This window comes from Massilia sp. Masssp93 (assembly GCF_059491295.1).
In genome coordinates, this window is the sequence record NZ_CP168502.1 from 3,918,861 (window position 1) to 3,945,278 (window position 26,418).

Sequence of the window (26,418 nt, forward strand, 5' to 3'; positions counted from 1 at the left end):
TTCATGGCTGGGAAGTCGAAGGCTGGTCGTCCAGCGGATGGCGGACCAGGTGGTGCTCGTCGGCGTTGCGGCGGCGGAGTTTGTCGAGGTAGACGTAGACGACCGGCGTGGTGAGCAGGGTCAGGAGCTGGCTGGCGACCAGGCCGCCGATGATGGCGATGCCCAGCGGCTGGCGCAGCTCGGACCCTTCGCCGAAGCCGATCGCCAGCGGCAGCGCGCCCAGCGCCGCGGCCAGCGTCGTCATCAGGATCGGGCGGAAGCGCAGCAGGCACGCCTCGCGCACGGCTTCGGTGGCCGACAGGCCGCGCGCGCGCTCCGCTTCGAGCGCGAAGTCGATGATCAGGATCGCGTTCTTCTTGACGATGCCGATCAGGAGGAACACGCCGATCAGGGCGATGATGGAAAACTCCATGTGGAACAGGAGCAGCGCCAGCACGGCGCCCACGCCGGCCGACGGCAACGTCGACAGCACGGTGATCGGGTGCACGAGGCTTTCGTACAGGATGCCCAGCACGATGTAGATGACGACGATGGCCGCGAGGATCAACAGCGGCTGCTGCTTGTTCGAGTCCTGCGCCTGCTTGGCCTGGCCCTGGAAGCTGCCGCGCACGTTGACGGGCATGCCGATGTCGGCCTCCGCCTGCATCACGGCCTGCTGCGCTTCCGACAGCGAATAGCCCTGTGCGAGGTTGAACGAGATCGTCGTCGCCAGCTCGCCGTCCTGGTGGTTGACGGAGCTCGGCGTCGAGCGTTCGGCGAAATGCGCGATGGCGGACAGCGGCACCATCGTCGTGGCCCCGGTCGACAGCGCGGCGCCGCTGGCCGGGTCGCGCGCGGCCGTCAGGTTGGCCGGCGCGGCCGCCGTGACGCTGGCCTTCTTGGCCGGCACGTAGACGTCGTCCAGCGCGGCCGGCGAGCGCGCGTACTTCTGCGCGACGCCCATGATCACGTGGTACTGGTTCAATTCGTCGTAGATGTTCGCGACCTGGCGCTGGCCGAAGGCGTCATACAGCGCGTTGTCGACATCCTTGGCGCTGATGCCCAGGCGCGCGGCCGTCTGCTTGTCGATGTCGACGTAGGTCTCGACGCCGTTGTCCGCCTGGTCGGTGTCGACGTCCGTCAGCGCCTTCTGGCCCTTCATCGCGTCGGCCAGCTTCGTCGCCCACGTCTTGAGGTCGGCGCGGTTGTCGCTCTTGAGGGTGTACTGGTAGGTGGAATTGGACTGGCGCCCGCCCATGCGCAGGTCCTGCACGGGATTCAGGAACAGCTGCACGCCCGTCACGCGCGCGAGCCTGGGCCGCAGCCGCGCGATCACGGCCTGGCCGCTCTCGCCCTCGGCGCGCTGGCTCACGGGTTTCAGGTTCATGAACATGAAGCCGCCGCCCGCGCGCGAACCGCCCGTGAAGCCGACGACCGTGTCCACGGCGGGATCGCTCTTGATGATGTTCACCAGCTGGTGCAGCTTGCCCTGCATGGCCTGGAACGAGATACTCTGGTCGGCGCGCATGCCGCCGTTGATCTGGCCCGTGTCCTGCTGCGGGAAGAAGCCCTTGGGCGCGGCGGAGAACAGGAAGACGTTCAGGGCGACGACGAAGGCGAGGATCAGCATGACGAGCGGCTTCATGTCCAGCGCCCAGTCGAGCGCGTGCTCGTACGATTTCAGCACGGCGTCAAAGCCGCGCTCGGCCCAGCGCGCGAGCCGGCCCTGCTTGCGCTGTACGTGTCCGTGCAGCTTCTGGCCGGGCTTCAGCAGCATCGCGCACAGCATCGGCGTCGTCGTCAGCGAGATCACCAGCGAGATCATCACGGCGGCCGACAGCGTGACGGCGAATTCGCGGAACAGCCGTCCCACCTGGCCGCCCATGAACAGCAGCGGGATGAACACGGCCACGAGCGAGAGGCTGATCGACAGCACCGTGAAACCCACTTCCTGCGCGCCCAGCAGCGCCGCCTTCATGCGGTCCATGCCCTGCTCGACGTGGCGGCTGGTGTTTTCCAGCACGACGATGGCGTCGTCGACGACGAAGCCGGTGGCAACCGTGAGCGCCATCAGCGACAGGTTGTTGAGCGAGAAGCCCAGCAGGTACATCACGCCGAAGGTGCCCAGCAGCGAGACGACGGTGGCGACGGCCGGCACGACGGTGGCGCGCACGCTGCGCAGGAACAGGCTCACCACGAGCACGACGAGCAGGATCGAGATCATCAAGGTCAACTCGATCTCGTGCAGCGAGGCGCGGATCGAATTGGTGCGGTCCGACGCGACCTGCATGCTCACGTCCTGCGGCAGCTGGGCCTGCAGCTGCGGCAGCAGCGCGCGCACGCCGTCCACGGTCTCGATGACGTTGGCGCCCGGCTGGCTGGTCACCAGCACGATCACGGCGGGCTGGCCGTTGAACAGGCCCAGCGTGTTGATGTTCTCGACGCCGTCCGTGACGTCGGCCACGTCCTGCAGGCGGATCGCCGAGCCGTCGCGCCAGGCGACGACGAGGCCCTTGTAGTCGGCCGCCGTGCGTCCGTTCGTCGGCGTGTTCGCCTGCGAATAGATCTGCAGGCGCATGCCCTGCCCCTCCAGCGCGCCTTTCGGCCGGTTGGCATTGGTGGCCTGGATCGCGGCGCGCACGTCCTCGGCCGCCAGGCCGTACTGGTTCAGCTGGTAAGGGTTCAGGTCGACGCGCACGGCCGGCAGCGAGCCGCCGCCGATCTCCACGTCGCCCACGCCCTTCACCTGCGCGAGCTTCTGCTGCACGATGTTCGACACCTCGTCGTAGATCTGGCCGGGGCTGCGCGTCTTCGACGTCAGCGCGAGGATCAGGACGGGCGCGTCGGCGGGATTGGCCTTGCGGTAGGTCGGGTTGCTGCGCAGCGTCGCGGGCAGGTCGGCGCGCGACGCGTTGATCGCGGCCTGCACTTCGCGCGCGGCGGAATCGATCTGGCGGTTGAGGTCGAACTGCAGGTTGATGCGGGTGGAGCCGTTGCCGCTGTTCGACGTGATCTCGTTGACGCCCGCGATGACCGCGAGCCGCCGTTCGAGCGGCGTCGCCACCGACGTCGCCATCGTGTCCGGACTGCCGCCCGGCAGGTTGGCGGACACGGAGATCGTCGGAAAGTCGACCTGCGGCAGCGGCGACACCGGCAGCACGAAGAACGCGCCGATGCCCGCCAGCGCGATCCCGATGGTCAAGAGGACCGTCGCGATGGGCCGCCGGATGAACGGTTGCGAAAGGCTCATGCGCCGGCTCCGCCGGGTTTCGGTTCCGTGCGCGGCTGCGCGGGTTCCGCACGGCCCCGGCGCCGCGCCAGGCGGTCGAAGGCGAGGTAGATGACGGGCGTCGTGAACAGCGTGAGCAGCTGGCTGACGATCAGGCCGCCGAAGATGGCGAGGCCCAGCGGCCGGCGCAGCTCGGCGCCCTCGCCCCAGCCGAACATCAGCGGGACGGCGGCGAACAGCGCGGCCAGGGTCGTCATGATGATCGGGCGGAAGCGCAGCATCGCGGCCTGGTGGATCGCGGTGCGCGGGTCCTTGCCCTCGTCGCGCTCGGCCTCGATGGCGAAGTCGATCATCATGATCGCATTCTTCTTGACGATGCCGATCAGGAGAATGATGCCGATGATGCCGATCACGCCGAGGCCCTGGCCCGTGACACCCAGCGCCAGCAGCGCGCCCACGCCGGCCGACGGCAGGGTCGACAGGATCGTCAGCGGGTGGATGTAGCTCTCGTACAGCACGCCCAGCACGATGTACACGCAGATGACGGCCGCCAGGATCAGCCACAGCTGGTTCGACAGCGACGCCTGGTACGCGCCGGACGCGCCGAGGAAGGTCATGCTGACGGAGGCCGGCAGGCCGATCTCCCTGGCGACGTCCTTAATCGCCGCGACCGCGGTGCCCAGCTTGACGCCGGATGCCGTGTCGAAGCCGATCGTCGTGGCCGGGTACTGCGCCACGTGCGTGATCTGCAGCGGCGCGGCCTGCTCGGTGATGGAGGCGATGGCGGACAGCGGCGTCGGCGCGCCGGACCCCGTGCGCAGCTGCAGGTTCTGCAATGCGTCCAGCGACATCGCGTCGTCCTGCCGCGCTTCCAGGATCACGCGGTACTGGTTGGTCTCGGTGAAGATGGTCGACACGATGCGCTGGCCGAACGCGCTGTACAGGGCGTCGTCGACGTTCGACGCCGTCACGGACAGGCGCGACGCGCTGTCGCGGTCGATGTTGACGTATGCGGCCGCGCCGGTGGCGCCGGCGTCCGTGACGGCGTTCGCCAGCTCCTTGCGGCGCGCCATGGCCTCGACCATCTTGTTCGCCCACGTCGTCACCGTCTTCGTGTCCGCGCCCTCGATCGACAGGCGGTATTGCGTCGGCCCGGTCTCGGCATCGATGGTGAGGTCCTGCGTCGGCTGCAGGTACAAGGTCACGCCGGCCACGTTGCGCGCCACCCGGTCGCGCAGGCGCGCCATGATGGCACGCTGGTCGTCGTGCGATTTCTTCAGGTTGATCAGCATCGTGCCCGTGTGGAGCATCGTGTTGTTGGCGGCGTCCACGCCCACGGTCGACGCGAGCGATTCGACGTCGGGATCACTCAGGATCTCGCGCGCGGCGGCCTGCTGCATGTCGGCCATCGCGCCGTACGAGATCGCCTGGCGCGCTTCCACGCGCGCCTGCAGCTGGCCCGTGTCCTGCGTGGGAAACAGGCTTTTCGGGATGAACACCCACATCAGCGCCGTGAGCACGAGGGTCCCCAGCGCGACGAGCAGGGTCAGGCCCTGGCGCTCGAGCACCCAGTTCAGGCCGCGGTCGTAATGGCCGACGGTCCAGTCGAAGAAGGACTGGAACTTGCGCGCGAACCTGGTTTCATGGGCCTTGTCGTGGTGCTTGAGCCAGCGGCCCGACATCATCGGCACGAGCGTCAGCGAGACGACGGCCGAGATCAGGATCGTGATCGCCAGCGACACCGCGAATTCGCGGAACAGCCGGCCCACGACGTCGCCCATGAACAGCAGCGGGATCAGCACGGCGATCAGCGACACCGTCAGCGAGATGATGGTGAAGCCGATCTGCGTGGCGCCTTTCAGCGCCGCCTCCATCGGCGGTTCGCCTTCCTCGATGTAGCGCGAAATGTTCTCGATCATGACGATGGCGTCGTCGACGACGAAACCGGTGGCGATCGTCAGCGCCATCAGCGACAGGTTGTTCAGGCTGTACCCCAGCAGATACATGACGCCGAACGTGCCGACGAGCGAGATCGGCACCGCGAGGCTGGCGATGACGGTCGCGCGCACGCTGTGCAGGAACGCGAAGATCACGAGCACGACGAGCACGACGGCCAGCACCAGCTCGATCTGCACGTGTTCGACCGACGCGCGGATGCCGTTGGTGCGGTCCGACAGCACGGCCATGTGGATGCTCTGCGGGAGGCTGGCCTGCAGGTCGGGCAGGCGCTGCTTGATGGCGTCCACGGTCGCGATCACGTTGGCGCCCGGCTGGCGCTGCACGTTCAGGATGATCGCCGGCTTCATGTTGGCCCAGGCGCCCAGCTTGACGTTTTCCGCGCTGTCGACGACCTTCGCCACGTCGCCCAGGCGCACCGGCGCGCCGTTCTTGTAGGAGACGATCAGGTTGGTGTAGTCGGGCACCGTCACCAGCTGGTCGTTGGCGTTGATCGTGTAGGCGCGCGAGGGGCCGTCGAAGCTGCCCTTGGCGCTGTTGGCGTTGGCGCTCGTGATCGCGGTGCGCAGCGTGTCGAGACCGAGGCCGTTGGCGGCGAGCGCCTTCGTGTCGGCCTGGATGCGCACGGCCGGACGCTGGCCGCCTTGCAGCGTGACGAGGCCGACACCCGACACCTGGCTGATCTTCAGCGCGAGGCGCGTGTTGACGAGGTTCTGCACCTCCGTCAGCGGCATCGAGTCGGACGTGATGGCGAGCGTCAGTACCGGTGCATCGGCCGGGTTGACCTTCGCATAGACCGGCGGCGCCGGCAGGTCGGTCGGCAGCAGCGAGCCGCCCGCGTTGATCGCGGCCTGCACTTCCTGCTCGGCCACGTCGAGCGTCTGGCCGAGCGTGAACTGCAGGGTAATCACGGAGACGCCGGCCGCGCTGTTGGAACTCATGCGCGCCAGGCCCGCCATCTGGCCGAACTGGCGTTCCAGCGGCGCCGTCACGGTGCGCGCCATCACTTCCGGGCTCGCGCCCGGGTACAGCGTCTGTACCTGGATCGTCGGGAAGTCGACCTGCGGCAGCGCCGACAGCGGCAGGAATTTATAGCCGACGAGGCCCGCCAGCACGATCGCCAGCATCAGGAGGGACGTGGCGACGGGGCGGCGGATGAAGGGGGCGGATGGACTCATGAAGCACCTCCGCGAAGCATGCACTCGTCGCCCCGGCGAAGGCCGGGGCCCAATTTCGTCGCGCCGACGCGGCGCGTGCAGGACTTGGGTTCCCGCCTGCGCGGGAACGACGGGCTGTTGCCGCGTGCCGTGGCGAACGCCCTCATTGCGCGGCCCCTTCCTGCTGCTGGCGGCGGCGGTGCTGGCGCTGCGCGCCGTCCTGCGCGGGCTGGGCGCCGGGCTGCGCGGCTTGCGTGGCCGGTGCGGCCGCGCCGGCCGCTGGCGCGGCCCCGCCCTGCCCGCCGTGGCGGCCCTTCCAGTTGCCCTGGCCGCCCGCCGCGCCGGCGCCGGCGCCTGCACCGGCACCGCGTGCCGGATGGTCGCCCGGCAGCGTCACCTTGGCGCCATCCTTGAGGCGGTCGGCGCCTTCGGTGATGACCGTTTCGCCGCCCGACAGGCCGCTCGTGATCTCGACGCGCTCGGCATTCTCCTCGCCGCGCTTCACGTTCGTCTGCACCACGGTGCGGGTCTGCGGATCGAGCACGTAGACGTAGTCGCCGCTGACGCCGTGGCGCAGCGCCGTCACCGGCACGGTGATCGCGTTCTTGATGACGTCGACCTGCAGGCGGATGTTCACGAACTGGCTCGGGAACAGCTGCGCGCCCTCGTTGCCGAAGCGGGCCTTGGCCTTGACGGTGCCCGTTTGCGTGTCGACCTGGTTGTCGAGGGCCATGAAGCGGCCCTGCGCCAGCTCGCGCGTGCGGGTGCGGTCCAGCGCCGTCGCCGGCAGGCTCGCGTTGCCGTTGATGCGCTGCTGGATCGCGGGCAGGCGGTCCTGCGGCACGGCGAATTCGACGTCGATGGGCGACTGCTGCGTGATCACGGCGATCCCGTTCGCGTCGCTGCTGCCCACGAGGTTGCCGATGTCGACCGTGCGCAGGCCCACGCGGCCGGCGATCGGCGCGCGCACCTGGGTGTAGCCGAGGTTGATGCGGGCGATGCCTTCGGCCGCCTTGTCGGTCGTGACGGTGCCCTGCAATTGCTTGACGAGGGCGGCCTGGGTGTCGACGTCCTGGCGCGCGATCGAGTCCTGCTGGAGCAGCGTCTGGTAGCGGCCCAGCGTGACCTTGGCCGTCTCGAGCTGGGCTTCGTCGCGCTGGCGCTGGCCGGTCGCCTGCAGCAGCGCCATCTGGGAGGGCCGCGGATCGATCGTCGCCAGCACCTGGCCCTGCTTGACGAGCTGCCCTTCCGTGAACAGGATCTTCTGCAGCACGCCGCCGGTCTGCGGGCGCACGGTCGCGACCGCGGCCGGGGTCACGGTGCCGAGGGCGTCCAGCAGGATCGGGATATCCGCCCGCTCGGCCTTGCCGACGCCGACCGTCGTCGCCGGCATGCCGCGGCCGCCGCCCGGGCCGCCGCGCCCGCCCCCACCCGGCCTGCCCGCGCCGGGGCCGCCCTGCGGCTGCTGGTGGACGAGGTGCCAGGCCAATGCGCCCAGGCCGGCCATCGCGAGCACGGCGACGACGGTGCCGATGACGCGGGTGCGGCGCGAACGCCTGGGTTGGGTCGGGGTTTTGTTCTTGTCGGGTGTGACGGTCGAATCCATGCTAGTCCTTGGCGGCCGGGTAATCAAAAGCACAATAAAAGTTCCCTGGCAATGTAGCACGTCACCCCATCGCTTTATGTTTCGTAACGTACAGACGAGAAATTCCTCAGCCGCATGAGCGGGCGTCCCGCCGGGCAACCGGATTTTCTTCTTTACGCGGATTTACACAGAAGCCTTCCACTTCCCGGGAGATCGAAACAAAAACGGGCGTGGGAGAGGCCCCACGCCCGTATTTCATCGCTGCCGCCATGTTTCGGCGTATGGATGCGCAACTACAAGCTGTTACAAACCTTAACGGCCCGGAAAGGTTTCAGGGCACCGCGCACAGGCAGTGCGTGACCGCCGCGAACGGTTGCCGGCGGTCGGCGACGCCGGCCAGCCAGCCCAGGTCCTTGCCGATCGGCGCCAGCGTGGTGCCGCCGAGGGCCGCCGCGCCGATGTCGGCCGGCAACAGGCCCAGCTTCACCTGCACCGTCAGCGCCTGCGCATCCGACAAGCCGATGCGTTCCAGCAGGCGCTCGGCCAGCGTGGTCGGCGGCTCGGCGTACGTGACGCGGAAGTCGTCGCCCAGGTTCGCCCGCTTGGCCGCCGAGCGCAGCGCGTCGCCGTAGCTGCCCAGGCGGTCGACGAGGCCCCGCTCCTTCGCCTGCGTGCCGGTCCACACGCGGCCCTGGCCCACCTCGTCGATCTTCGCCGGCGTCGTCCTGCGCGCGATGGCGGCCTTGGTCGTGAACTCGTCGTAGATGTGGTTGATGGTGGACTGGATCAGCTGGCCGAAGCGCGGATCGAGCGGGCGCAGCGGATTGTAGGCGTCGGCCAGCCAGGTCGTCGTCACGCCGGCCGTGTGGATGCCGAGTTTATCGCCGACCTTGTCGGCCGTCGGCAGGATGGCGAACACGCCGATCGAACCGGTGACGGTATCCGGGTCGGCGATGACTTCGTCGGCCGCAAGCGAGATCCAGTAGCCGCCCGACGCGGCCACGTCGCCCATCGACACGACGACCGGCTTGCCGGCGGCGCGCGTCAGTTCCAGCTCGCGCCGGATCAGTTCCGATCCGTACGCGCTGCCGCCCGGCGAATTGATGCGCAGGACGACGGCCTTCACCGACTTGTCTTCGCGCACGCTGCGGATCAGGTTCGCCGTCGAGATGCCGCCCACCATGCCGGGGCCGCCGGTGCCCTCGGTGATGTCGCCGGCCGCGACGACGACGGCCACCGCGTCGCCGAACGGCTTGTCCGGATGGCGCGACACATAGTCGGCAAAGCCCACCTGGCGGAAGCTCTTGATATGGTCGTCGTAGGCGCCGCGCTTGATGAACATGGCGCGCACTTCGTCGAGGGTCTTGATGCCGTCGATCAGCTTCCAGTCCAGCGCCACCTTGGCCGCGTTGCCGTGCGCCGCGTCGAGGCGCTGCGGCAGTTCGTCGATGCCCTTGGCGATGGCGCCCGCCGGCAGCTTGCGCGCCTTCTCGACTTCGGCCGTGTAGCTGCTCCACAGGCCGTTGTACAGGAAGGCGTCCGCCTCCTGCGCGGCCTGCGACGGGCCGTTGCCGATGAACGGCTCGGCAAAGCTCTTGTACGTGCCGACCTTGATCACGTTGACGGTGACGCCGACCTTGTCGAGCGCATCGCGATAATAATTGCGGTGGCGGCCGAAGCCTTCGATCAGCACCATGCCCATCGGGTGCAGGTAGATTTCGCTGGCGTGCGCGGCGATCAGGTAGCGCTTCTGGTCGAAGCTGCCGCCCCAGACGACGACGCGCTTGCCGGCCGCCTTCACGCGCTCGACCGCGGCGCCGATCTCGCGCACCGAAGCGAGGCCGCCGCCGCTCATCTCGTCCAGCAGCAGCAGGACCTCGCTCACGTTGGCGTCCTTGGCGGCGCCGTCCAGCGCCTTGAGCACGTCCGGCAGGCGCACGAGCCGGCGGCCGTTGCCCGAGAGGCCGGCGACGACGGAGTCGCGCACGCTGCCGGCGCGCTCCTCGACCAGCTCGCCCTTGAGATCCAGCACGAGGGCCGTCTTGGGCAACAGCGGCTTGAGGCCACCGCCGAACATGCTCCACACGAGGGCGACCAGGATGAGCAGGAAGATCAGGTTCAGCACGAAGCGGCGGGTGGCGTCGAGGCCGCGCCAGAGCGCGCCGGCGCCGCGGCGCATGGATGACAGGGGCTTGAATGGCATTAGGGCTCCGGCTAGTTGAAATTCGGTTCGGTGAGAGGCATGGCCCCGGCGCGGCGCGAGATCGCGAACAGGCCGGCGAACACGAGGGCGCCGTTCACGATCAGGAGTTCGAAGCCGAGGCGGTAACTGCCCAGCAGCGCGTGCTGGTGGTATTCCAGCAGTGCGCACAGGAGGGGCGCGCCGACCGTCACCCACGGCACGAGCCGGTCGCACAATGTGCGCGTCGTCAGCATGCCGAAGGCGAACAGGCCGAGCAAGGGCCCATAGGTATAGCTGGCCAGCTTCAGGATCACGACGATCATGCTGGGATTGTCCACCCATTTGAACACCAGCACCATCGCCAGGAACAGCAGGGCGAACGCGAGGTGCACGTGGCGGCGCACGCGCACGCGCGCGGCTTCGGTGAGGTCGTCGCGGCGGCGGATGCCGAGGATGTCGATGCAGAACGTGGACGTCAGCGCCGTGATGGCGCCGTCCGCGCTCGGGAACAGCGCCGAGATCAGCGCGATCAGGAACACGATCTGGACCACGGCCGGCAGGTGGCCCATGACGACGGCCGGGAAGATCTTGTCGCCCGTCGCCGTGACGCCGGCCGCCGGCGCGTACAGGTACAGCAGGCCGCCGAGGAACAGGAAGGCGCACAGCACGACGACGAGCACGGCCGTCAGGCTCAACAGGTTCTTCTGCGAATCCCGCAAGGTCTTCACGGAGATGGTCTTCTGCATCATTTCCTGGTCCATGCCGGTCATCGTCAGCACGATGAAGACGCCGGCCACGACCTGCTTGAGCCAGAAGCCGGGGCTGTCGACGTCGTGCGTGAACACGCGCGCGAGGCCTTGTTGCTGCATCCGCTGCAAGGCCTGCGGGATCGTCAGGTCGAGCTGGCCCAGCATGAAGATTACGCAGGCGAACAGGCCGGCGAGCATGCACGTCGTCTGCAGGGTGTCGGTCCAGACGATGGTCTTCACGCCGCCCTGGTAGGTGTACAGCAGGATCATGCCGAGGACGATGAAGGTCGTGAGCCAGAACGGGATGCCGAGGCCGTCGAGGATGATGTCCTGCAGGACCGCGACGACGAGGTACAGGCGGGCCGTGGCGCCGAACAGGCGCGACAGGATGAAGAACCCGGCCCCGCTCTGGTAGGCGCGCCGGCCCAGGCGCACGTCGAGGTAGTGGTAGATCGACGTCAGGCGCAGGCGGTAGTACAGCGGCAGCAGCAGGTAGACGACGGCGATGTAGCCGATCACGTAGCCGATGAGGATTTGCGCATAGCCGAAGCCGTCCGTCCCGACGGCGCCCGGCACGCTGATGAAGGTGGCGCCGGACAGGGTCGTGCCGACCATGCCGAAGGCGACGAGCATCCAGTTGCTGCTCTTGTTGCCGATGAAAAAGCTGTCGTTGTTGGCGCCCCGCGACGTGACCCAGGCGACGCCCAGCAGCAGCGCGAAATAGGCGATGAGGATGCAGAAAAGTAAAGCCGGGGACATTGAAAATCCAGAATGTTGTCTGATCGCCCAGCAATATACACCCAAGGAAGCGCGGGAGTCAGATCCCCTGCCCCGGCGCCCGTTCGAACGGGCCGATGCACGCCTCCATCGTCTCGTTGCGGCACATCACGAAGCGGGCGCCGGACGGGTGGAAGCGGATGTAGTTGGTGGCGCGCGTGCCCGGCTTCATGATCTCGCCGGAGCAATCCTGCTTGCCGTTGTCCTTCACGATCTTGTCGTCGAGCTTGTAGAAGCCCTTGGCGCTGGGCTGCTCCGCGACCGTGAACTCGCTTTCCGACACTTCGTCCGCGCTCTTCACGAGCGTCGTGCCGTCGCCGCGGAAGTGGTACGTCTCGGAACAGCCGAGTTGCGGGATGGTGAGGATCCAGATGCCCAGCAGCGGATGCGCGGCGGACGGCGCGGCGGCGTGTGCCGACAGGGAGGCTGCAACAGACAGGCAGGCGAACAGTCCGGTAAGCGTGCGCATGATGGGCCTTTGCATGACGGTGCGGGAAGCGCGGGGGCTTGTCATTATTGCACAGGCAAATGCGGGATGCGCGCGCGGAACAGCGTCGTTCCCGGACGGGTTGTCCGCCTCGGCGGGAGCCCGATTACGCCGCGTGGATGCGGGCTGGACTTGGGCCCCCGCCTGCGCGGGGGCGACGGTTCAAGGGTTTGAGGCCGTCAATCCCCGCAATGCCGGGATTGACGGATTATCAGCCGTTTTCCGGCGGCGTCTTCGCCTTGGCCGGCCTGCGCGGCGCCCGTGTCGCCCGCTACTTTGCGGGCCCGAAGTACGGCTTGAACGCCTCCTGCACGTCCGACGGCAGCTGGTTGAAGTCGATGCGCTGGTTCCTGATTTCGGCACGGAGCCGGTCGGGGCCACCGAACGCCCGAACGGTTCGCGCGGCAAGATCGCGGGCCAGCGCGTGCAGGATCGGGTCGGGCACGTTGCCGTCGTTCTCGGCATTCGGGTCGTGCACGTCGAAGGTCTCCGCCGCATCGTCACCACCGCATTTGCCGTCCTTCGCGGTAAGAACTAGGCCGTTATCCCAACTCTCATAAAGCCGTCTTTCTCCTGCCGGGTCAGGACTGCGCCGCTTGAAAATCCCGGTCACGATGTAATAAGCCGACGCTGCATCGTTTACCCTGCCGAAAATCCACACCTGACCGGTGTACATCTCGTCATCGGCGATTTGGTCGCACGTCGCCCGTATGCCTTCCGGGAACTTCTCGACGTTGATCCGATCGAGCGGCAAGCGCAGGCCCAATACCGGAACGGTCAAGGACCGGGGCGGCTGGTCGCTGCTCGATGCCGCAGCAGTCGCGCCGAGCGCCAGCAAGGCGGCTGCGGCGAATGTGTTAATAACGGTAGACGGCATAATGCGGCTTTTCCTTTCGATACGCTTTGCCTGCCCAAAAGTCACGCTGGACAAAATCCGACACCCAGTGCTTTCCGTCATAGCCGGCAACATGACCCGCCGTGCTGTCCGTATGCGGCTGCATGACCATCACATCGCCCTTGATGAAGTTGAACTTGTCCGGGTCCTTGACGGTGATCTCATGGAAACCCAACATCTCGAGGGCCGGGCCAAACTCCTTTCCGGTAGGCGGATAAACGCCGTGAAAGTTCGCACCGCCGGCTTGCAGCGCCTTTCTCACGTACTCGCCGCATTTCCTGTGGCTATGCATGTGCTTGTCGGCTGCGTCATAGAGATGCTTGGTGAACTTGTCGATGTCAACCGGCATCGCGCACCTCACGCGATCTTGTTGGCGGCAAGATCCCAGCCGCCGGCAGTATTCCCGCCGCTACCCCCGCCGATCTTTTGCTGGGTGTACTTCCACTTGATCTTCGAATACTTGAGGTTGACGTTCTCGGTCAGGAAGGACTCGTCTCCCCCCATGTGCGGCTTGACCATGCCGATGAGGACGTTTTCCATGTCGACCTCGAAGTACTTTACCCGGTCGCCGTTGCCGTCTGCGCGGAAGAACTCGAATTTCGCCTTTGGAATCGTTTTGCCCATCGCACATGTCTGGGCAAGGATGGGACTGGAGAGGTCCGTGAGCTTGGAAAACGAGATGTCCGACATGTCGACACGCTCCGCGGTGTGGCCGCCGCCGGTCGACGCCGTGGCGCTGCGCGGCTGGTGGATGCCCCAGTGGACACCGGTGACCTCGATCCAGTCCTTGTGCTTGTCGTCCTGGGATTCGCCCTTGATGCCGTCAATTTGCAGGTACACGTCGATTGCCATTGATTGTCTCCGGTTGAAGATGAGTGGCGCCGACTCATTGGCACTGGCGTTTCCGATGCGGAATGCCCTGCCGCGGTCTGGCCCGGCGAGCACGCCGACGGTGGAGCCCCGTGGATGCCACGACGGCCAAAACGACCGACGTTGGCTTCCCGTTCGTGCGCAAGGCGGCTCCAATAAGGTCGGCAGGCTCGATCGAGGATTGTTGCGCCGAACCGAGCCACAAGAGTTGGGCCCTATCAATCGGCGTGTTCGGACATGTCGACCAGGCTGCGGGAGCGAAACGACAGGCGTCGACCGGCCAGACGATCCGTCACAAGATGTGGCATATCGTCCGGCAGGTCGAGCGGATTGGCTGATTACGACACAGCTTGCGACGCAAACTGTGGTGCTTCATCGCGCCTGGGGTGCCCCAGCCGCTTCCGGATTCGGCCCGAGCGCGCCGTACCGGCGCGCAACGGGCTGTCAGCCGTTTTCCGGCGGCGTCTTCGGCTTGGCCGGCCTGCGCGGCGCGCGCGTGGCCGGCTTGCGCGACGGGGCCTTGTGCGCCGGGCGGCTGGATTTCTTGCGGGCCGGTTTCGCGCCGTCGCCCTCGTCCTCGCCTTCCGGTGCGGCACCGTCGCCGGCCGGCATCGCCGCCTGCTCCGCGACGGCGTCCTGCGCGTCGGCCGCCGCGGCGTTGCCTTCCTGCGCCGCCTGGTCCGGCGTCACGGCCGTGCCGGATGCCGGCGCCTCCGCGGCGGGTGCCGCGTCCTTGCGCGCGGCCGGCTTGCGCGGCGCGCGCGCGGGGCGGCGGCGTTCCTTCACGGGCGCGGGTACCTCTTCGGCGGCCGGCACGACCGCGGCCACATCGTCGGCCTCGGCCGCGGCCACCGGTTCGATCGCCTCGGCCAGGTCCGGCGTCGGTGCGGGCCAGGTCGCCATGGCGGCATCTTCGGATGCCGGTGCGGCGGCGTCGGCGCTTCCTGCCTGGGCGTCGCGGCCCTTGCGTCCACGGCCCCCGCGGCGGCGCGATTCGCGTGCCGCCGCCGGCACTTCCGTCGGCTGCTCGCCCTGGGTTTCGGCGGCCAGCTCGTCGCCGGCCTCGGACGCGGGCTGTGCCGGCTCGAGGTCGGCGACGCCCGCCGCTTCCACCGGGGCGGCATCGACCGCCTGCAGGTCCGCCTGCGCGTTCGCGCCGCGGTAGACATAGGTGCCGGATTTTTCGTCGCGGCCGAATTCGAACAGGCCGCGCGTCTGCGCTTCTTCCAGCAGGTTGCCGAAGGTACGGAAGCCGTAATAGGTCTCGGAGAAATCCGGGCGACGGCGCTTCAGCGTGTCCTTCAGCAGCGACGCCCAGATCTTGCCCGTGTCGCCCCGTTCGGAGACGAGCGCGTCGAAGGTCTCGACGACCATCTCCAGCGCCTGCAGCTTGCGCGCTTCCATCTCTTCGCGCTTGCGGTTGTTCTCGTCGGACGGACGGCGGCCCGGCGCGGGCTGGGCCTTGCGCTCGTCGCGCTTGGCGGCGGCGCGGCGCTGCTCGCGTACGAGGTCGTCGTAGAAGATGAATTCGTCGCAGTTCGCGACCAGCAGGTCGGACGTCGACTGCTTCACGCCCACGCCGATCACCCGCTTCGCATTCTCGCGCAGCTTGGAGACGAGCGGCGAAAAGTCCGAGTCGCCCGACACGATGACGAAGGTGTTCACGTGCGACTTCGTGTAGCACAGGTCGAGCGCGTCCACGACCATGCGGATGTCCGCCGAATTCTTGCCGGACTGGCGCACGTGGGGGATTTCGATCAGTTCGAAGTTCGCTTCATGCATCGTCGCCTTGAAGCCCTTGTAGCGATCCCAGTCGCAATAGGATTTCTTGACCACGATGCTGCCCTTGAGCAGCAGGCGTTCGAGGACGGGCTTGATGTCGAACTTCTCGTAATTCGCATCGCGCACGCCGAGCGCGACGTTTTCGAAGTCGCAGAACACCGCCATGCTGATATTGTCTGAAGATGAAGCCATGTGTGTTGTTGTGTGGTTGTGGACAAGCTGACCAGCGATTATACGCAACAACGTTGACAACGCCGCCGCGGACGCGTCCGGCGCGAAAACGCTCAGCCCAGCCGCTCGAGCGTGGCCGGGTCGGCGCGGCCGTCGAAGAACTGGTCGAGGCAGGCCTGGAAGATCGCTTCATGGGGCGCGATGTCGGCGAACAGGGTCATCGACGACTGGAATTTCAGGTTGTCGGGGTGGCCGAAGATCTCGTCGACGCCGCGGTCGTGATGGCCCGCGACGGCCGTCGCGCAGGCGCGCAGGCGCGGGCCCAGCACGGGATGCGCGAGGTAGGCGGCGGCCTCGTCGGCGGACCGGATCGCGTAGCGCTGCGCCATCGCGCTGTGCCCCAGGCCCTCGACCTGGGGGAAGATGAACCACATCCAGTGGGTGCGCTTGTGGCCGGCGCGCAGCTCGGCCAGTGCCGTGTCGTAGACGCCGTTCTGCGCTTCGATGAAGCGTTCCAGGTTGAAGTCGGATGCCATGGTCTCTCTCCTCTCCGGCGCATGCTACGCCGATCGCGGGATTTGCTAAAGTGGCGCCACGATGAAACCCGAACACCTCACGCTCCTCCTCACCCGCGAAATGCCCTACGGCAAGTACAAGGGCCGCACGATCGCCGAACTGCCCGGCCACTACCTGGGCTGGTTCGCCCGCGAAGGCTTTCCGAAGGGCGAACTGGGCGAGTTGCTGGCCCTCATGTACGAGCTCGACCATAACAATCTGCGCAGCCTGCTGGACCCGCTGCGGGGCCGCCCGATGCGATGATCGATTTTTTCGATCCCAGGCCGTAAAACTACTCGTTTTTCATTGCCGCCCGGCGTCCCTATACTGGCTTCCATCGACAGGCAAACAACAAGGAGCACATCATGATGGAAGTCCGCAGGAGCGAAGAACGGGGCGCCGCCGACCACGGCTGGCTGAGGTCGAAACACAGCTTTTCGTTCGCCGATTACTACGACCCGCGCCACAGCGGCTTCGGCCCGCTGCTCGTGATCAACGAAGACCGCGTCGCGCCCGGCGCCGGTTTCGGCACGCACGGCCACCGCGACATGGAGATCATCTCCTACGTGCTGGACGGCGCGCTGGAGCACAAGGACAGCATGGGCACCGGCTCCGTCCTGCACTACGGCGACGTGCAGCGCATGAGCGCCGGCAGCGGCGTGCGCCACAGCGAGTTCAACGGTTCGAAGACGGCACCCGTGCACTTCCTGCAGATCTGGATCCAGCCGGACACGACAGGCATCCCGCCCAGCTACGAGGAAAAGCATTTTTCGCCGGACAGCAAGAAGGGCAAGCTGCGCCTGATCGCCTCGCGCGACGGCCGCCAGGAATCCGTGCTGATCCACCAGGACGCATCGATCTACGCCGCCATCCTGGACGAAGGCGACACCGTCGAACACGCCCTCGACCGTGAACGGCTGGCGTATGTGCACGTGATCCGCGGCGACGTCAGCGTCAACGGCGTGCCGCTGAAGGATGGCGACGCGCTCAAGATCAGCGGCGAGGAGAGGATCGTGTTCGACAAGGCCGAGGCGGCGGAACTGCTGTTCTTCGACCTGCCCGCCTGACCGGCAACAACCGCGCGTCGCATGCCGGATCGCCTCGATATAATGAAGCCCAAAAGCAACTCACGGGCTTGCCGGCATGCGTGCACAACCCAGCGTCCTCGTCGTCGAGGACGACGTCCACATCGCCCACGTGCTCGGCTTCATGCTCGAGCGCCAGGGGTATCGCGTGATCCACGTGGCGGACGGCCGCGCGGCCGTGCAGCACGTCGTGTCGCAGCCGGCGCCGGATCTCGTGCTGCTGGACGTGATGCTGCCCTACGTGGACGGGTTCGAGATCATCGGCCTGATCCGCGCGCAGGCCGGCTGGGACGGCGTTCCCGTGCTCATGCTGACCGCCAAGAACACGGAACGCGACACCGTGCGCGCCCTCGACGCCGGCGCCAACGATTTCATCATCAAGCCGTTCCAGCCGCAGGAATTGCTCGCGCGCCTGCGCCGCTACCTCGTCGTTTCCTGACGGCGGGTCACTTCTCGAGCAGATCGACGCCCAACGGTTCCAGGCGCAGCACGCCCGACCAGCGTTTGCCGGAGAGCACGCCGTTCATCGTGCCGTCGAGCGCCACGTCGCGGGGTTCCGCGGTCGTGTTGACGTAGAGCGTACGGCCGTCGACGACGCGCGCATAGACCCCGTCGGGCGTCTTCGGCCCCGGCGCGAGCCCCAGGCTCGCGTACAGCTGGCGGTACAACGGCCCCATGATCTGCGGCTGCGCGGCCGTGGCGACGTAGATCGCGCGCCCCTTGCCGAAGCGGTTGACCGTGATGGCGGGCACCTTGCCGTCGACGTTCGCAAAGCGCGCCAGCACCTCGGCGGTGGACGGCTCCAGCACCTCGTAGGGGCCGAGGTCGGCCTTGATGCCGACGCCGCCGATCGTGGTCTGCAGCGCGCCGGCGCTGTAGAACGCATTGGTGCGCAGGCCGAATACGTCGGTCAGGCCGCCGGGCAGCGGCGTGTCGAACCACTGGTTGTCGTCGTTCACCTTGTCCGACTGCGCGGTCATGATCACCGTGCCGCCGTCCGCGACGAATTTGCGCAGGTTGGCCCGCGACGCCGCGTCGAGCAGGTACAGGCCCGGCACGATCACCAGCTTGTAGCGGCCCAGGTCTTCGTGGCCGACGTGGATCACGGCCACGTCGATGTTGTCCTTGAACAGCGGCTCGTACGCGCCGTGCGCCTGCTTCATGGAGCCCGGGTTGATGTAGGGCCGCACCGTGTTGTTCACGCCCTCCTTGGGCAGGTTGGTGGCGATCATGTTGTCGAACGCGTAGGCGATGGCCACCTTCGGCTGCTGCAGGCGCGGGAAGCCCAGTTTTTCCAGTGTGGCGAATTCCCTGGCGATCGTCGCGAATTCGTCGAGCTTCCACGAGGCGCGGTCGTCGTGGTCGATCAGGCCGAACAGCGCCTGTTCCTCGCCGCCGTGGTGGCTGTGCCAGGTCCACGGCATCACCGCCTGCGCGCCCATCAGCAGGCCGAAGTACGCCCACATGCGCGAGCGGCCGGGCGTGCCGTAGTAGCCGGGGCCGCCGGCGGTGAACTCGTTGAACCAGATCGGCGCGTTCATCCCGGCGCGCATCATCGTCGACTCGAACGCGGCGCCGAGCGGATCGCCCGGGTAGAAACCCATCGCGCCATAGCTCACGTAATGGCGGTAGGTGGCCAGGTAATCGAAGCCCTTGCGCCCGGCGCTGTCCCACAGGTTCGAGATGGCCGGCTTGTCCGGCACGTTCTTCGCGCGCACCGCCTCGAGCAGTTCGAGCACCTGGATGGTCTGCTCCGACCAGAAGCGGCGCATGTCGAGGTAGCGCTCATAGGGGCCGACGCCTTCGATGTACGGCAGGCGCACCTCGTCCCAGCTGTCGAGGCGGCGCGACCAGCGCTGCGTGGCCCAGGCCTTGTTCAGCGCCGCCACGGTGCCGTACTTGTGCTTGAGCCAGGCGATGAAGCGCTGGCGGTCGGCCTCGGAGTACGACACCATGCCGTTGCCGCTCTCGTTGTTGTAGCCGATGGCGAACAGCGCCGGATGCTTCGCGTAGCGCCGGGTCATCGTGTCCGCCAGGCGCACCAGCAGCCGCCGGTAATCGGGATCGCTGGTGTCGTCCATATAGCGTTCGGCCGGATCGAGGCGCACGCCGTGCTGGTCGACGATGTCCACGCCCGGGTACTTCTTGTGCAGCCAGATCGGCGCGGGCTGGCCCGGGATGTCCATGAGGACCTTCAGGCCGGCGGCCTGCATCCGGTCCATGATCCAGTCGAACAGGCTGAAGTCGAACTTGCCGTCGGCGGGCTCGAACGAATCCCACGACAGGTCGCCCATGCGCACGACCTTGAAGCCGGCCTGCTTCATGCGCTGGATGTCGTGCTCGATCTGCGCGCGCGTGCGGTCGAAGGGCTGGTAATTGGTGCCGACGAAAAGCTGGCCGGCGCCGGGCCACCCGGGATGGCCATCGGCGCTTTGCGCCCGGGAAACGGCAGGAGCGAGCGCCGCGAGTGCCAGCGTGCAGGCGGCGGCGATATTCGAGATGGTCATGGAATCGTTCGAGAGGTCGGATGGCAATCGTCATCGATTCTGAAAGCCGCCGCCGCGCGCCGCAATTACGAAAACCGCCAACGCCGCCCATGAAATTCACCATGCGGCGCCCGTGGACATGCCCCTTCGCCTTGCTCGTGAAATCGTTTTCATATACGCTTGGAATCGCCCATCACGCACGACACTGGAGACCCGCTTGACCAACCAATCCCGCCGCACCGCGTTCAAGACCCTGCTGGCCGGCGCCGGCGCCGCATCCCTTCCCATCGCCCCGGCCGCCGCCGCGCCGACGGCCGCCGCCTGCCCGCCCGCCGCCCCGCGCTGGGGCCGCGGCATCGAAGGCCAGCGCAAGGCCGACCGCGGCGACGGCACGTACATCAATCCGATCATCGCCGGCGACCACCCGGACCCGACGATCCTCAAGGACGGCAAGGACTATTACATGACCTTCTCGTCCTTCTTTTCGTATCCGGGCATCGTGATCTGGCATTCCACCGATCTCGTGAACTGGGCGCCGGTGGGCCCCGCCCTGAAAAAACCGCTGGGCACCATCTGGGCGCTCGACCTGTGCAAGCACGACGGCCGCTACTTCATCTACATCCCGGCCGCGCCGGACGGCAACGCGTGGTCGATCTACGCCATCTGGGCCGACCATATCGAGGGACCGTGGAGCGATCCGGTCGACCTCAAGATCTCCGGCTGCATCGACCCCGGCCACGTCGTCGGCGAGGACGGCAAGCGCTACCTGTTCGTCAACGGCATCCGCCGCGTGCGCCTCGCCGACGACGGCCTGGCGGCGGCCGGCCCCGTCGAACCCGCGTACCAGCCGTGGCGCTATCCGGACGACTGGGTCGTCGAGAACTTCGCGCCCGAAGGCCCCAAGCTGCTGCGCCACGGCGACTACTTCTACCTGATCACGGCGGTGGGCGGCACGGCCGGTCCGGTGACGGGGCACATGGTGATCGCGGCCCGGTCGAAATCGATCCACGGACCGTGGGAACACTGCCCGCACAATCCGCTCGTGCGCACCACGGGCACCGGGGAGCCGTGGTGGTCGCGCGGCCACGCGTCGCTCGTCGAGGGCCCGGGCGGCGACTGGTGGATGGTCTACCACGGCTACGAGAACGGCTTCCGCACGCTGGGCCGCCAGACCTTGCTGGAGCCGATGGAGTGGACGGCCGACGGCTGGTTCCGCGCCAAAGGCGGCGATTTATCGAAGGCATTGCCCAAGCCGCGCGGCGGCAAGGCCGGACCGAGCGGATTCGCGTTGTCCGACGATTTCACCCGGGACCGTTTCGGCGTGCAGTGGGCGTTCCACGACCCGGCGCCGGATGAAATGACGCGCGTGCGCTTTGCCGGCGGCGGCCTGGAAATCAGGGGCAAGGGCACGTCGCCCGCCGACTGCGCCCCGCTCACGTGCGGCGTCGGCGACCGGTCGTACGAGGCCGAGATCACGCTCGATCTCGTCGGCGCGGCCGAAGGCGGCCTGCTGCTGTTCTACAACCCGAAGGCGTTCGTCGGCCTCGGCTTCACGCCCGACACCGTCAAGACCTGGCAGTACGCCGAGGAACAGCCGTGGGCGCGCCGTCCGCAAGCCATCTCCAGCGTGCGCGTGCGCCTGACCAACGCTGACAACGTCATCACGTTCCATTACTCGTTCGACGGCGGCAGGACATGGACGCTGCACGGCACGCGCATGGAAGTGTCGGGGATCCACCACAACGTGTTCGGCGGCTTCCTGAGCCTGAAAGTGGGCGTGTACGCGGCGGGCGCCGGCACCGTGCGGCTGCGCGATTTCCGCTACCGTGCACTGACGGCGACATGACCGCCTGAGCGCGCGCCACGGCCGTTCGGGAACTGCTAGCATGCGGGAAGATCGTAACCAAAAGTCTACATGCACGCGAACCCGCCATGCATCAACGCCGCCGGCGCCGTCCTGGACGACGCCCAGCGCCGCTTCGACGAACTGCTTGCCCACCTGCCGGCCGGCGTCGTGATGCACGATGCGGCCGGCCGGGTCGTGGCCGCCAATCGCCAGGCACTGGCGCTGCTCGGGCGCAGCGACCATCAGCTGCAGGGTACGCAGGGCGGCGACGCGGCGTGGCATTTCGTGCGCGCCGACGGCACCCGCATGCCGCCGGCGGAATATCCCGCGAACGCGGTGCTGCGCACGGGGGCCAAGGTGTCGGACCTCGTCGTCGGCGTGCCCCGTCCCGACGAGGGCGACGTGCGTTGGGCGATCTGCAACGCGTATCCGGAACGCGACGAGCGCGGCGACGTGCGCAGCATCGTCGTCTGCTTCACGGACTGCACGGCCCTCAAGTACGCCGAACAGTCCCTGCACAAGTCCGAGGAGCGCATGCGCCTCGCGCTGCAGGGTTCGACCGACGCGCCGTGGGACTGGGACCTCGCCACCGGCGAAATCTATTATTCGGCGCGCTGGTGGGAGATGCTCGGCTACGTGCCGGACGAACAGCAGGCCGACGTGGACGCGTGGGTGCGCCTCACCCACCCCGAGGACCGGCTGCGGGTGCTCGCCTTGCTCGACGAACTGCTGCCCGGGCCGCGCCAGGCCTACAGCATGGAACTGCGCCTGCGCCACCACGACGGCCACTACGTCCCGATCCTGAGCCGCGGCTTCATCCTGCGCGACGGCGCCGGCAAGGCCGTGCGCCTGTCCGGCACCAACACCGACCTCACCGAGCGCAAGCAGGTCGAGCACCGCATCCACGAGCTGGCGTACTTCGACCAGCTCACGGGCCTGCCGAACCGGCGCTTCCTGCTCGACGAGCTGGGCCAGATTCTCGCGCGCAACGGCCGCGCCGGCCGCCACGGCGCCCTGCTGTTCCTCGACCTCGACAATTTCAAGCTGCTGAACGACACGATGGGCCACGACGTGGGCGACCTGCTGCTGCGCGAGGTGGCGCGGCGGCTGCGCCGGACGTTGCGCGAAGGCGACCACCTGGCGCGCCTGGGCGGCGACGAATTCGTGATCGTGCTGGAAAACCTCGGCCAGTCGCCGGCCGAGGCGACGACCGAGGTCCATGCCGTGGGCCGCAAGCTGCTGGACGTGCTGGCCGAGCCGTTCGAGCTGGCCGGGCGCCAGTGCGCCAGCAGCCCGAGCATCGGCGCCACGCTGTTCGACGGCGCCCCCACCAGCATCGACGCCCTGCTGCGCCAGGCCGACCTCGCGATGTACCGCGCCAAGGAAGAAGGCCGCAACACGCTGCGCTTCTTCGATCCCGGCATGCAGGCGGCGGTCGACCGCCAGGCCGCGCTGGCGGCCGCGCTGCGCACGGGCATCGCGGACCGCCAGTTCGTGCTGTACTGCCAGCCGCAGTTCGGGCATGACGGCAGCCTGGTGGGCGGCGAGGCGCTCGTGCGCTGGCAGCGCGGCGCGAACGACCTGGTCGCGCCCGGCGAATTCATCGGCGCCGCCGAATCGGGCGGCCTGATCGCGGCACTCGGCATGGACGTGCTGGAACAGGGCTGCCACGCGCTGGCGCGCTGGGCCCGCGCGCCGTGCCTGCGCGCGCTGAAGCTGGCCGTGAACATCAGCGTGCACCAGCTGCGCGACCCCGATTTCCCGCACGCCGTCGCCGCCTTGCTGGCCGCGACCGGCGCCCCCGCCGACCGCCTCACGCTCGAACTGACGGAGAGCGTGTTCGCGCGCAACCCGGCCGACCTGGTCGAGCGCATGCAGCAGTTGCGCGGGCTGGGCGTGCACTTCGCGCTGGACGATTTCGGCACCGGCTATTCGTCGCTGGCGTACCTGGCGCGGTTTCCGCTCGCGGCGCTCAAGATCGACCGCTCGTTCGTGCAGGACGTCGACAACGATCCGAACGCGTCGTCGATCGTCGAAGCCATCATCGCGCTGGCGCGCAAGCTCCACCTGGCGACGATCGCCGAGGGCGTGGAACTGGATGCGCAACAGGCGTTCCTGACGGCGCACGGCTGCGACGTGATGCAGGGCTACCTGCTCGGGCGGCCGGTGGCGCTGGACGAATTCGAGCGCCACTACGGCCGCCCGAACGCGGGCGCGTATCAGGCGGCGAGCGGCAGCTCGACGTAGAACGTGGTGCCGATGCCCTCGGCACTGTCGAACCAGATGCTGCCGCCCAGCTCCTCGACGATCGTCCGGCAGATCGAGAGCCCGAGGCCGGTGCCGCCGCGGCGGCGCGAATCGGCGCCGTCGGCCTGGGCAAAGCGCTGGAACACGCGCTCGCGGAACGCTTCCGGAATGCCCGTGCCCTCGTCGGCCACGGCCAGCCGCGCGCTATCGCCGCGCGCCTCGACCCGCGCGCGCACCGTCGATCCGGGCCCGGAAAACTTGATCGCGTTCGACAGCAGATTGGTCAGCACCTGGGCCAGGCGGTCGCCGTCGACGTCCACCCGCGCCCCTTCGGCGCCGGGCGTGGCCACGCACGACAACGCGATCCCGGAGCGGGCCGCGAAGCTCTGCATCGCCGCGACGGCGTCTTCCGCCAGCGGCAGCAGCGGCTGCACCGCCCGTTCGAACGCCATGCCGCCGGCGTCCATCTTCTGGATGTCGAGCACGTCGCCGACCAGGCGCACGAGCCGCTCCGAACTGGCGTTGGCGACGTCGACGAGGCCTTGCGCGTCGGGCGGCAGCTCGCCCGCCATGCCGTCCGCCAGCAGCGCCAGCGACGCCGAGATCGCCGTCAGCGGCGTGCGCAGCTCGTGCGACACGGTCGCCACGAATTCGTCCTTCATGCGCTCGACCTCCTTGCGCGCCGAGATGTCGTGCACGAAGGCGGAAAAGAACAGGTCGTCGCCGGTACCGGCCAGGCCCAGGGTCAGCTCGACGGGGATCTCGATGCCGTCGCGCGTCAGCAGCAGGCGTTCGACGCGCCGGCCCAGGAGCTCCAGCGTGCCCGTGGCGCGGAAGTCGGCGAGCAACGCGCGCACACGGGCGCGGAAGCGTTCCGGGATCACGAGGTCCGACGCGGCGCGGCCGAGGGCTTCGTCGCGCGACCAGCCGAGCATCCGTTCGGCCGCGGAGTTCCAGTCGCAGATGCGGCCGCGCATGTCGATCCCGATGAAGGCATCGTGCGCCGTCTCGATGATGGTGGCGATGCGCTGCTCGTTGGTGCGCACGCTGGCCAGCGCCTGTTCCAGCTCGTGCGTGCGGCGCGCGACGCGCTGCTCGAGGGTCGCATTCAACTCCTCCAGCGCGCGCCGCCGGCGCACCAGGTTCGCCACCAGCGCGTTCAGGGTCGTGCCCAGGGCGCGCACCTCGGCATAGCCGCCCCGCCTCACTTCGATGCGGACGGTTTCGCCGGCCCGGATCCGTTGCGCGGCATCGGCGAGATCGCCCAGCGGCCGCGTGATGCGGCGCGCCAGCATCACGCCGGCCAGCGAGAACAGCAGGGCCAGCAGCACGCCGCTGGCCAGGCCGTATTCGCGCAGGCGGCGCACGGGTGCGAACGCGTCGTCCGCGTTCTGGCGCACCAGCACGGTCCAGCCCAGGCCCGGGTAGTCGCCGTAGCCGTGGCCGAGCTGGTAGCCGACCAGGTAGGCGCGGCCGTCCGGCCACGTCTCGACGACATAGCCGCCGCGACGCTGCGCGTGCGCCGCCTTGAGGCTCGGCAGGGTCAGGCGCGTGCCGACGACGTCGTGCGGCCCGAGCAGCACGTTGCCGTCGGTATCGACGATGAGGGCCTCGACCTGGCGCCGGGCGGCGATCCCGGCCATCACGGAGCGCTCGACGTCGCGCGCCCATTGCCAGGACAGGTGCGCGCCCAGCACGCCGCGCGTGACGCCGTGCTCGTCGACGTAGGGGAAGGCGACGTCGACGAAGCGCCAGGGTTCCTTCTGCCTGGGCAGGTAGCGCGCCAGCAGCATGGCCTCGTGCACGTCGCCCGCGTGGACGCCGCGCTGCGCGTTGCGGAACCAGGGGCGCTGCGATACGTCCGCCCCTTCGAGCACGCCCTGCGCCGCGACCTGCACCTTGCCGTCCAGGCCGGCCAGTCCGATCCAGCTGTAGTAGCCGAGGCTCTTCTGGATGCCGTCCAGCGTCGCGCGGCGGCGCGCGGGCGGCTGGTCCTCGCCCAGCAGCGGGCGCCGGGCCAGCAGGCCGACCTCGCGGTAGCGTTCGAACATGCCGCGCTCCAGCTTGTCCGAGGTCTGCATGGCCAGTTCGGCCAGGCCGTGGCCGATGCTCGTCTCGACCTGCTCGGACGACTTGCGTTCGATGAGGGACGTGAGGACCAGCGTGAGGACGATGGACAGCGCGACGAAGGCCAGCGCAAGCCAGGCGCCAAGGGCGCGCGGCAGCAGGCGGCGCAAGAGTTTCAGGGGATTCGGCATGGCAAACGGACAAGAACGCGCGTCGTATGGACACTGGTGCCAGCCTAGCACAGGTCACATTCCGCGCGGGAAAAGTGTTGCTTCAAGTGAACATTGTGCCGGCTTTCGGCCAGGCTGTTGTA

General features: G+C 68.1%; 19 protein-coding genes. 6 read left to right on the forward strand and 13 right to left on the reverse strand.

The genetic code is table 11. The features are described 5' to 3' along the window. Position 1: 1 nt before the first annotated feature. From ACEN9Q_RS15900 to ACEN9Q_RS15940, 9 genes are all read right to left on the reverse strand, one after another. The gene (locus ACEN9Q_RS15900) at positions 2-3,229 is read right to left on the reverse strand and encodes an efflux RND transporter permease subunit (protein WP_495625254.1); all 3,228 of its coding nucleotides are present in this window, start codon (positions 3,227-3,229) and stop codon (positions 2-4) included. Beyond that, on the reverse strand, positions 3,226-6,342 hold the full coding sequence (locus ACEN9Q_RS15905) for an efflux RND transporter permease subunit (RefSeq protein ID WP_495625255.1): 3,117 nt from the start codon (positions 6,340-6,342) through the stop codon (positions 3,226-3,228). Before ACEN9Q_RS15905 ends, ACEN9Q_RS15900 begins: the two co-directional genes overlap by 4 nt. A gap of 142 nt (positions 6,343-6,484) precedes the next feature. Then, positions 6,485-7,927 carry an efflux RND transporter periplasmic adaptor subunit gene (locus ACEN9Q_RS15910; protein ID WP_495625256.1) on the reverse strand — a complete coding sequence of 481 codons (1,443 nt, stop codon included), beginning with the start codon at positions 7,925-7,927 and terminating at the stop codon, positions 6,485-6,487. Between the two features lie 310 nt (positions 7,928-8,237). Then, the gene (sppA, locus tag ACEN9Q_RS15915; RefSeq protein ID WP_495625257.1) at positions 8,238-10,109 is read right to left on the reverse strand and encodes a signal peptide peptidase SppA; all 1,872 of its coding nucleotides are present in this window, start codon (positions 10,107-10,109) and stop codon (positions 8,238-8,240) included. An 11-nt stretch (positions 10,110-10,120) separates the two neighbouring features. Further along, a complete protein-coding gene (locus ACEN9Q_RS15920) occupies positions 10,121-11,596 on the reverse strand; it encodes a sodium:solute symporter (RefSeq protein WP_495625258.1) in 1,476 nt (491 codons plus the stop codon). Positions 11,597-11,654: 58 nt separating this feature from the next. After that, positions 11,655-12,083: a hypothetical protein gene (locus ACEN9Q_RS15925; RefSeq protein WP_495625259.1), complete on the reverse strand. Its 429-nt coding sequence runs from the start codon at positions 12,081-12,083 to the stop codon at positions 11,655-11,657. A 289-nt stretch (positions 12,084-12,372) separates the two neighbouring features. Next, a complete protein-coding gene (locus ACEN9Q_RS15930; protein ID WP_495625260.1) occupies positions 12,373-12,978 on the reverse strand; it encodes a hypothetical protein in 606 nt (201 codons plus the stop codon). Then, on the reverse strand, positions 12,959-13,345 hold the full coding sequence (locus tag ACEN9Q_RS15935) for a CHAP domain-containing protein (RefSeq protein ID WP_495625261.1): 387 nt from the start codon (positions 13,343-13,345) through the stop codon (positions 12,959-12,961). The genes ACEN9Q_RS15930 and ACEN9Q_RS15935 overlap by 20 nt, the downstream gene beginning before the upstream one ends. A gap of 8 nt (positions 13,346-13,353) precedes the next feature. Continuing rightward, a complete protein-coding gene (locus ACEN9Q_RS15940; protein ID WP_495625262.1) occupies positions 13,354-13,848 on the reverse strand; it encodes an Hcp family type VI secretion system effector in 495 nt (164 codons plus the stop codon). Between the two features lie 110 nt (positions 13,849-13,958). Here ACEN9Q_RS15940 and ACEN9Q_RS15945 point away from each other — a divergent pair, with 110 nt between their 5' ends. Continuing rightward, positions 13,959-14,204 (forward strand): hypothetical protein, encoded by a 246-nt coding sequence (locus tag ACEN9Q_RS15945; protein WP_495625263.1) that lies wholly within the window; start codon positions 13,959-13,961, stop codon positions 14,202-14,204. 106 nt (positions 14,205-14,310) lie between these two features. On the opposite strand, the gene ACEN9Q_RS15950 is transcribed toward ACEN9Q_RS15945, so the two are convergent. Together ACEN9Q_RS15950 and ACEN9Q_RS15955 are read right to left on the reverse strand one after the other, a co-directional pair. Beyond that, the gene (locus ACEN9Q_RS15950; RefSeq protein WP_495625264.1) at positions 14,311-15,840 is read right to left on the reverse strand and encodes an NYN domain-containing protein; all 1,530 of its coding nucleotides are present in this window, start codon (positions 15,838-15,840) and stop codon (positions 14,311-14,313) included. 92 nt (positions 15,841-15,932) lie between these two features. After that, entirely contained in the window at positions 15,933-16,355 is a 423-nt protein-coding gene (locus ACEN9Q_RS15955) for a DUF1810 domain-containing protein (RefSeq protein ID WP_056436517.1), read from the reverse strand. Between the two features lie 61 nt (positions 16,356-16,416). Here ACEN9Q_RS15955 and ACEN9Q_RS15960 point away from each other — a divergent pair, with 61 nt between their 5' ends. The 3 genes from ACEN9Q_RS15960 (at position 16,417) to ACEN9Q_RS15970 (ending at position 17,898) form a co-directional block, all read left to right on the forward strand. Further along, entirely contained in the window at positions 16,417-16,638 is a 222-nt protein-coding gene (locus tag ACEN9Q_RS15960; protein ID WP_056436519.1) for a DUF3820 family protein, read from the forward strand. A gap of 101 nt (positions 16,639-16,739) precedes the next feature. Continuing rightward, positions 16,740-17,441 carry a pirin family protein gene (locus ACEN9Q_RS15965; protein ID WP_495625265.1) on the forward strand — a complete coding sequence of 234 codons (702 nt, stop codon included), beginning with the start codon at positions 16,740-16,742 and terminating at the stop codon, positions 17,439-17,441. 76 nt (positions 17,442-17,517) lie between these two features. Further along, a complete protein-coding gene (locus ACEN9Q_RS15970) occupies positions 17,518-17,898 on the forward strand; it encodes a response regulator transcription factor (protein ID WP_495625266.1) in 381 nt (126 codons plus the stop codon). A 7-nt stretch (positions 17,899-17,905) separates the two neighbouring features. On the opposite strand, the gene ACEN9Q_RS15975 is transcribed toward ACEN9Q_RS15970, so the two are convergent. Beyond that, entirely contained in the window at positions 17,906-19,966 is a 2,061-nt protein-coding gene (locus tag ACEN9Q_RS15975; protein WP_495625267.1) for a beta-galactosidase, read from the reverse strand. A 196-nt stretch (positions 19,967-20,162) separates the two neighbouring features. On the opposite strand from ACEN9Q_RS15975, the gene ACEN9Q_RS15980 reads away from it, so the two are divergent. Both ACEN9Q_RS15980 and ACEN9Q_RS15985 read left to right on the forward strand, forming a co-directional pair. Further along, a complete protein-coding gene (locus ACEN9Q_RS15980) occupies positions 20,163-21,791 on the forward strand; it encodes a family 43 glycosylhydrolase (RefSeq protein ID WP_495625268.1) in 1,629 nt (542 codons plus the stop codon). A 69-nt stretch (positions 21,792-21,860) separates the two neighbouring features. Beyond that, a complete protein-coding gene (locus tag ACEN9Q_RS15985) occupies positions 21,861-24,038 on the forward strand; it encodes a putative bifunctional diguanylate cyclase/phosphodiesterase (RefSeq protein ID WP_495625269.1) in 2,178 nt (725 codons plus the stop codon). Here ACEN9Q_RS15985 and ACEN9Q_RS15990 read toward each other — a convergent pair. Beyond that, a complete protein-coding gene (locus tag ACEN9Q_RS15990) occupies positions 24,011-26,296 on the reverse strand; it encodes an ATP-binding protein (RefSeq protein WP_495625270.1) in 2,286 nt (761 codons plus the stop codon). The genes ACEN9Q_RS15985 and ACEN9Q_RS15990 overlap by 28 nt on opposite strands. Between the last annotated feature and the right edge of the window lie 122 nt (positions 26,297-26,418).

Bases quoted from the DNA above. Each gene is read 5' to 3' on its own strand.
- sppA (WP_495625257.1), bottom strand. From the start codon at position 10,109: ATGCCATTCAAGCCCCTGTCATCCATGCGCCGCGGCGCCGGCGCGCTC.
- ACEN9Q_RS15900 (WP_495625254.1), bottom strand. From the start codon at position 3,229: ATGAGCCTTTCGCAACCGTTCATCCGGCGGCCCATCGCGACGGTCCTC.
- ACEN9Q_RS15985 (WP_495625269.1), top strand. From the start codon at position 21,861: ATGCACGCGAACCCGCCATGCATCAACGCCGCCGGCGCCGTCCTGGAC.
- ACEN9Q_RS15950 (WP_495625264.1), bottom strand. From the start codon at position 15,840: ATGGCTTCATCTTCAGACAATATCAGCATGGCGGTGTTCTGCGACTTC.
- ACEN9Q_RS15905 (WP_495625255.1), bottom strand. From the start codon at position 6,342: ATGAGTCCATCCGCCCCCTTCATCCGCCGCCCCGTCGCCACGTCCCTC.
- ACEN9Q_RS15960 (WP_056436519.1), top strand. From the start codon at position 16,417: ATGAAACCCGAACACCTCACGCTCCTCCTCACCCGCGAAATGCCCTAC.
- ACEN9Q_RS15925 (WP_495625259.1), bottom strand. From the start codon at position 12,083: ATGCGCACGCTTACCGGACTGTTCGCCTGCCTGTCTGTTGCAGCCTCC.
- ACEN9Q_RS15965 (WP_495625265.1), top strand. From the start codon at position 16,740: ATGATGGAAGTCCGCAGGAGCGAAGAACGGGGCGCCGCCGACCACGGC.
- ACEN9Q_RS15910 (WP_495625256.1), bottom strand. From the start codon at position 7,927: ATGGATTCGACCGTCACACCCGACAAGAACAAAACCCCGACCCAACCC.
- ACEN9Q_RS15955 (WP_056436517.1), bottom strand. From the start codon at position 16,355: ATGGCATCCGACTTCAACCTGGAACGCTTCATCGAAGCGCAGAACGGC.
- ACEN9Q_RS15935 (WP_495625261.1), bottom strand. From the start codon at position 13,345: ATGCCGGTTGACATCGACAAGTTCACCAAGCATCTCTATGACGCAGCC.
- ACEN9Q_RS15990 (WP_495625270.1), bottom strand. From the start codon at position 26,296: ATGCCGAATCCCCTGAAACTCTTGCGCCGCCTGCTGCCGCGCGCCCTT.
- ACEN9Q_RS15930 (WP_495625260.1), bottom strand. From the start codon at position 12,978: ATGCCGTCTACCGTTATTAACACATTCGCCGCAGCCGCCTTGCTGGCG.
- ACEN9Q_RS15920 (WP_495625258.1), bottom strand. From the start codon at position 11,596: ATGTCCCCGGCTTTACTTTTCTGCATCCTCATCGCCTATTTCGCGCTG.
- ACEN9Q_RS15970 (WP_495625266.1), top strand. From the start codon at position 17,518: ATGCGTGCACAACCCAGCGTCCTCGTCGTCGAGGACGACGTCCACATC.
- ACEN9Q_RS15940 (WP_495625262.1), bottom strand. From the start codon at position 13,848: ATGGCAATCGACGTGTACCTGCAAATTGACGGCATCAAGGGCGAATCC.
- ACEN9Q_RS15975 (WP_495625267.1), bottom strand. From the start codon at position 19,966: ATGACCATCTCGAATATCGCCGCCGCCTGCACGCTGGCACTCGCGGCG.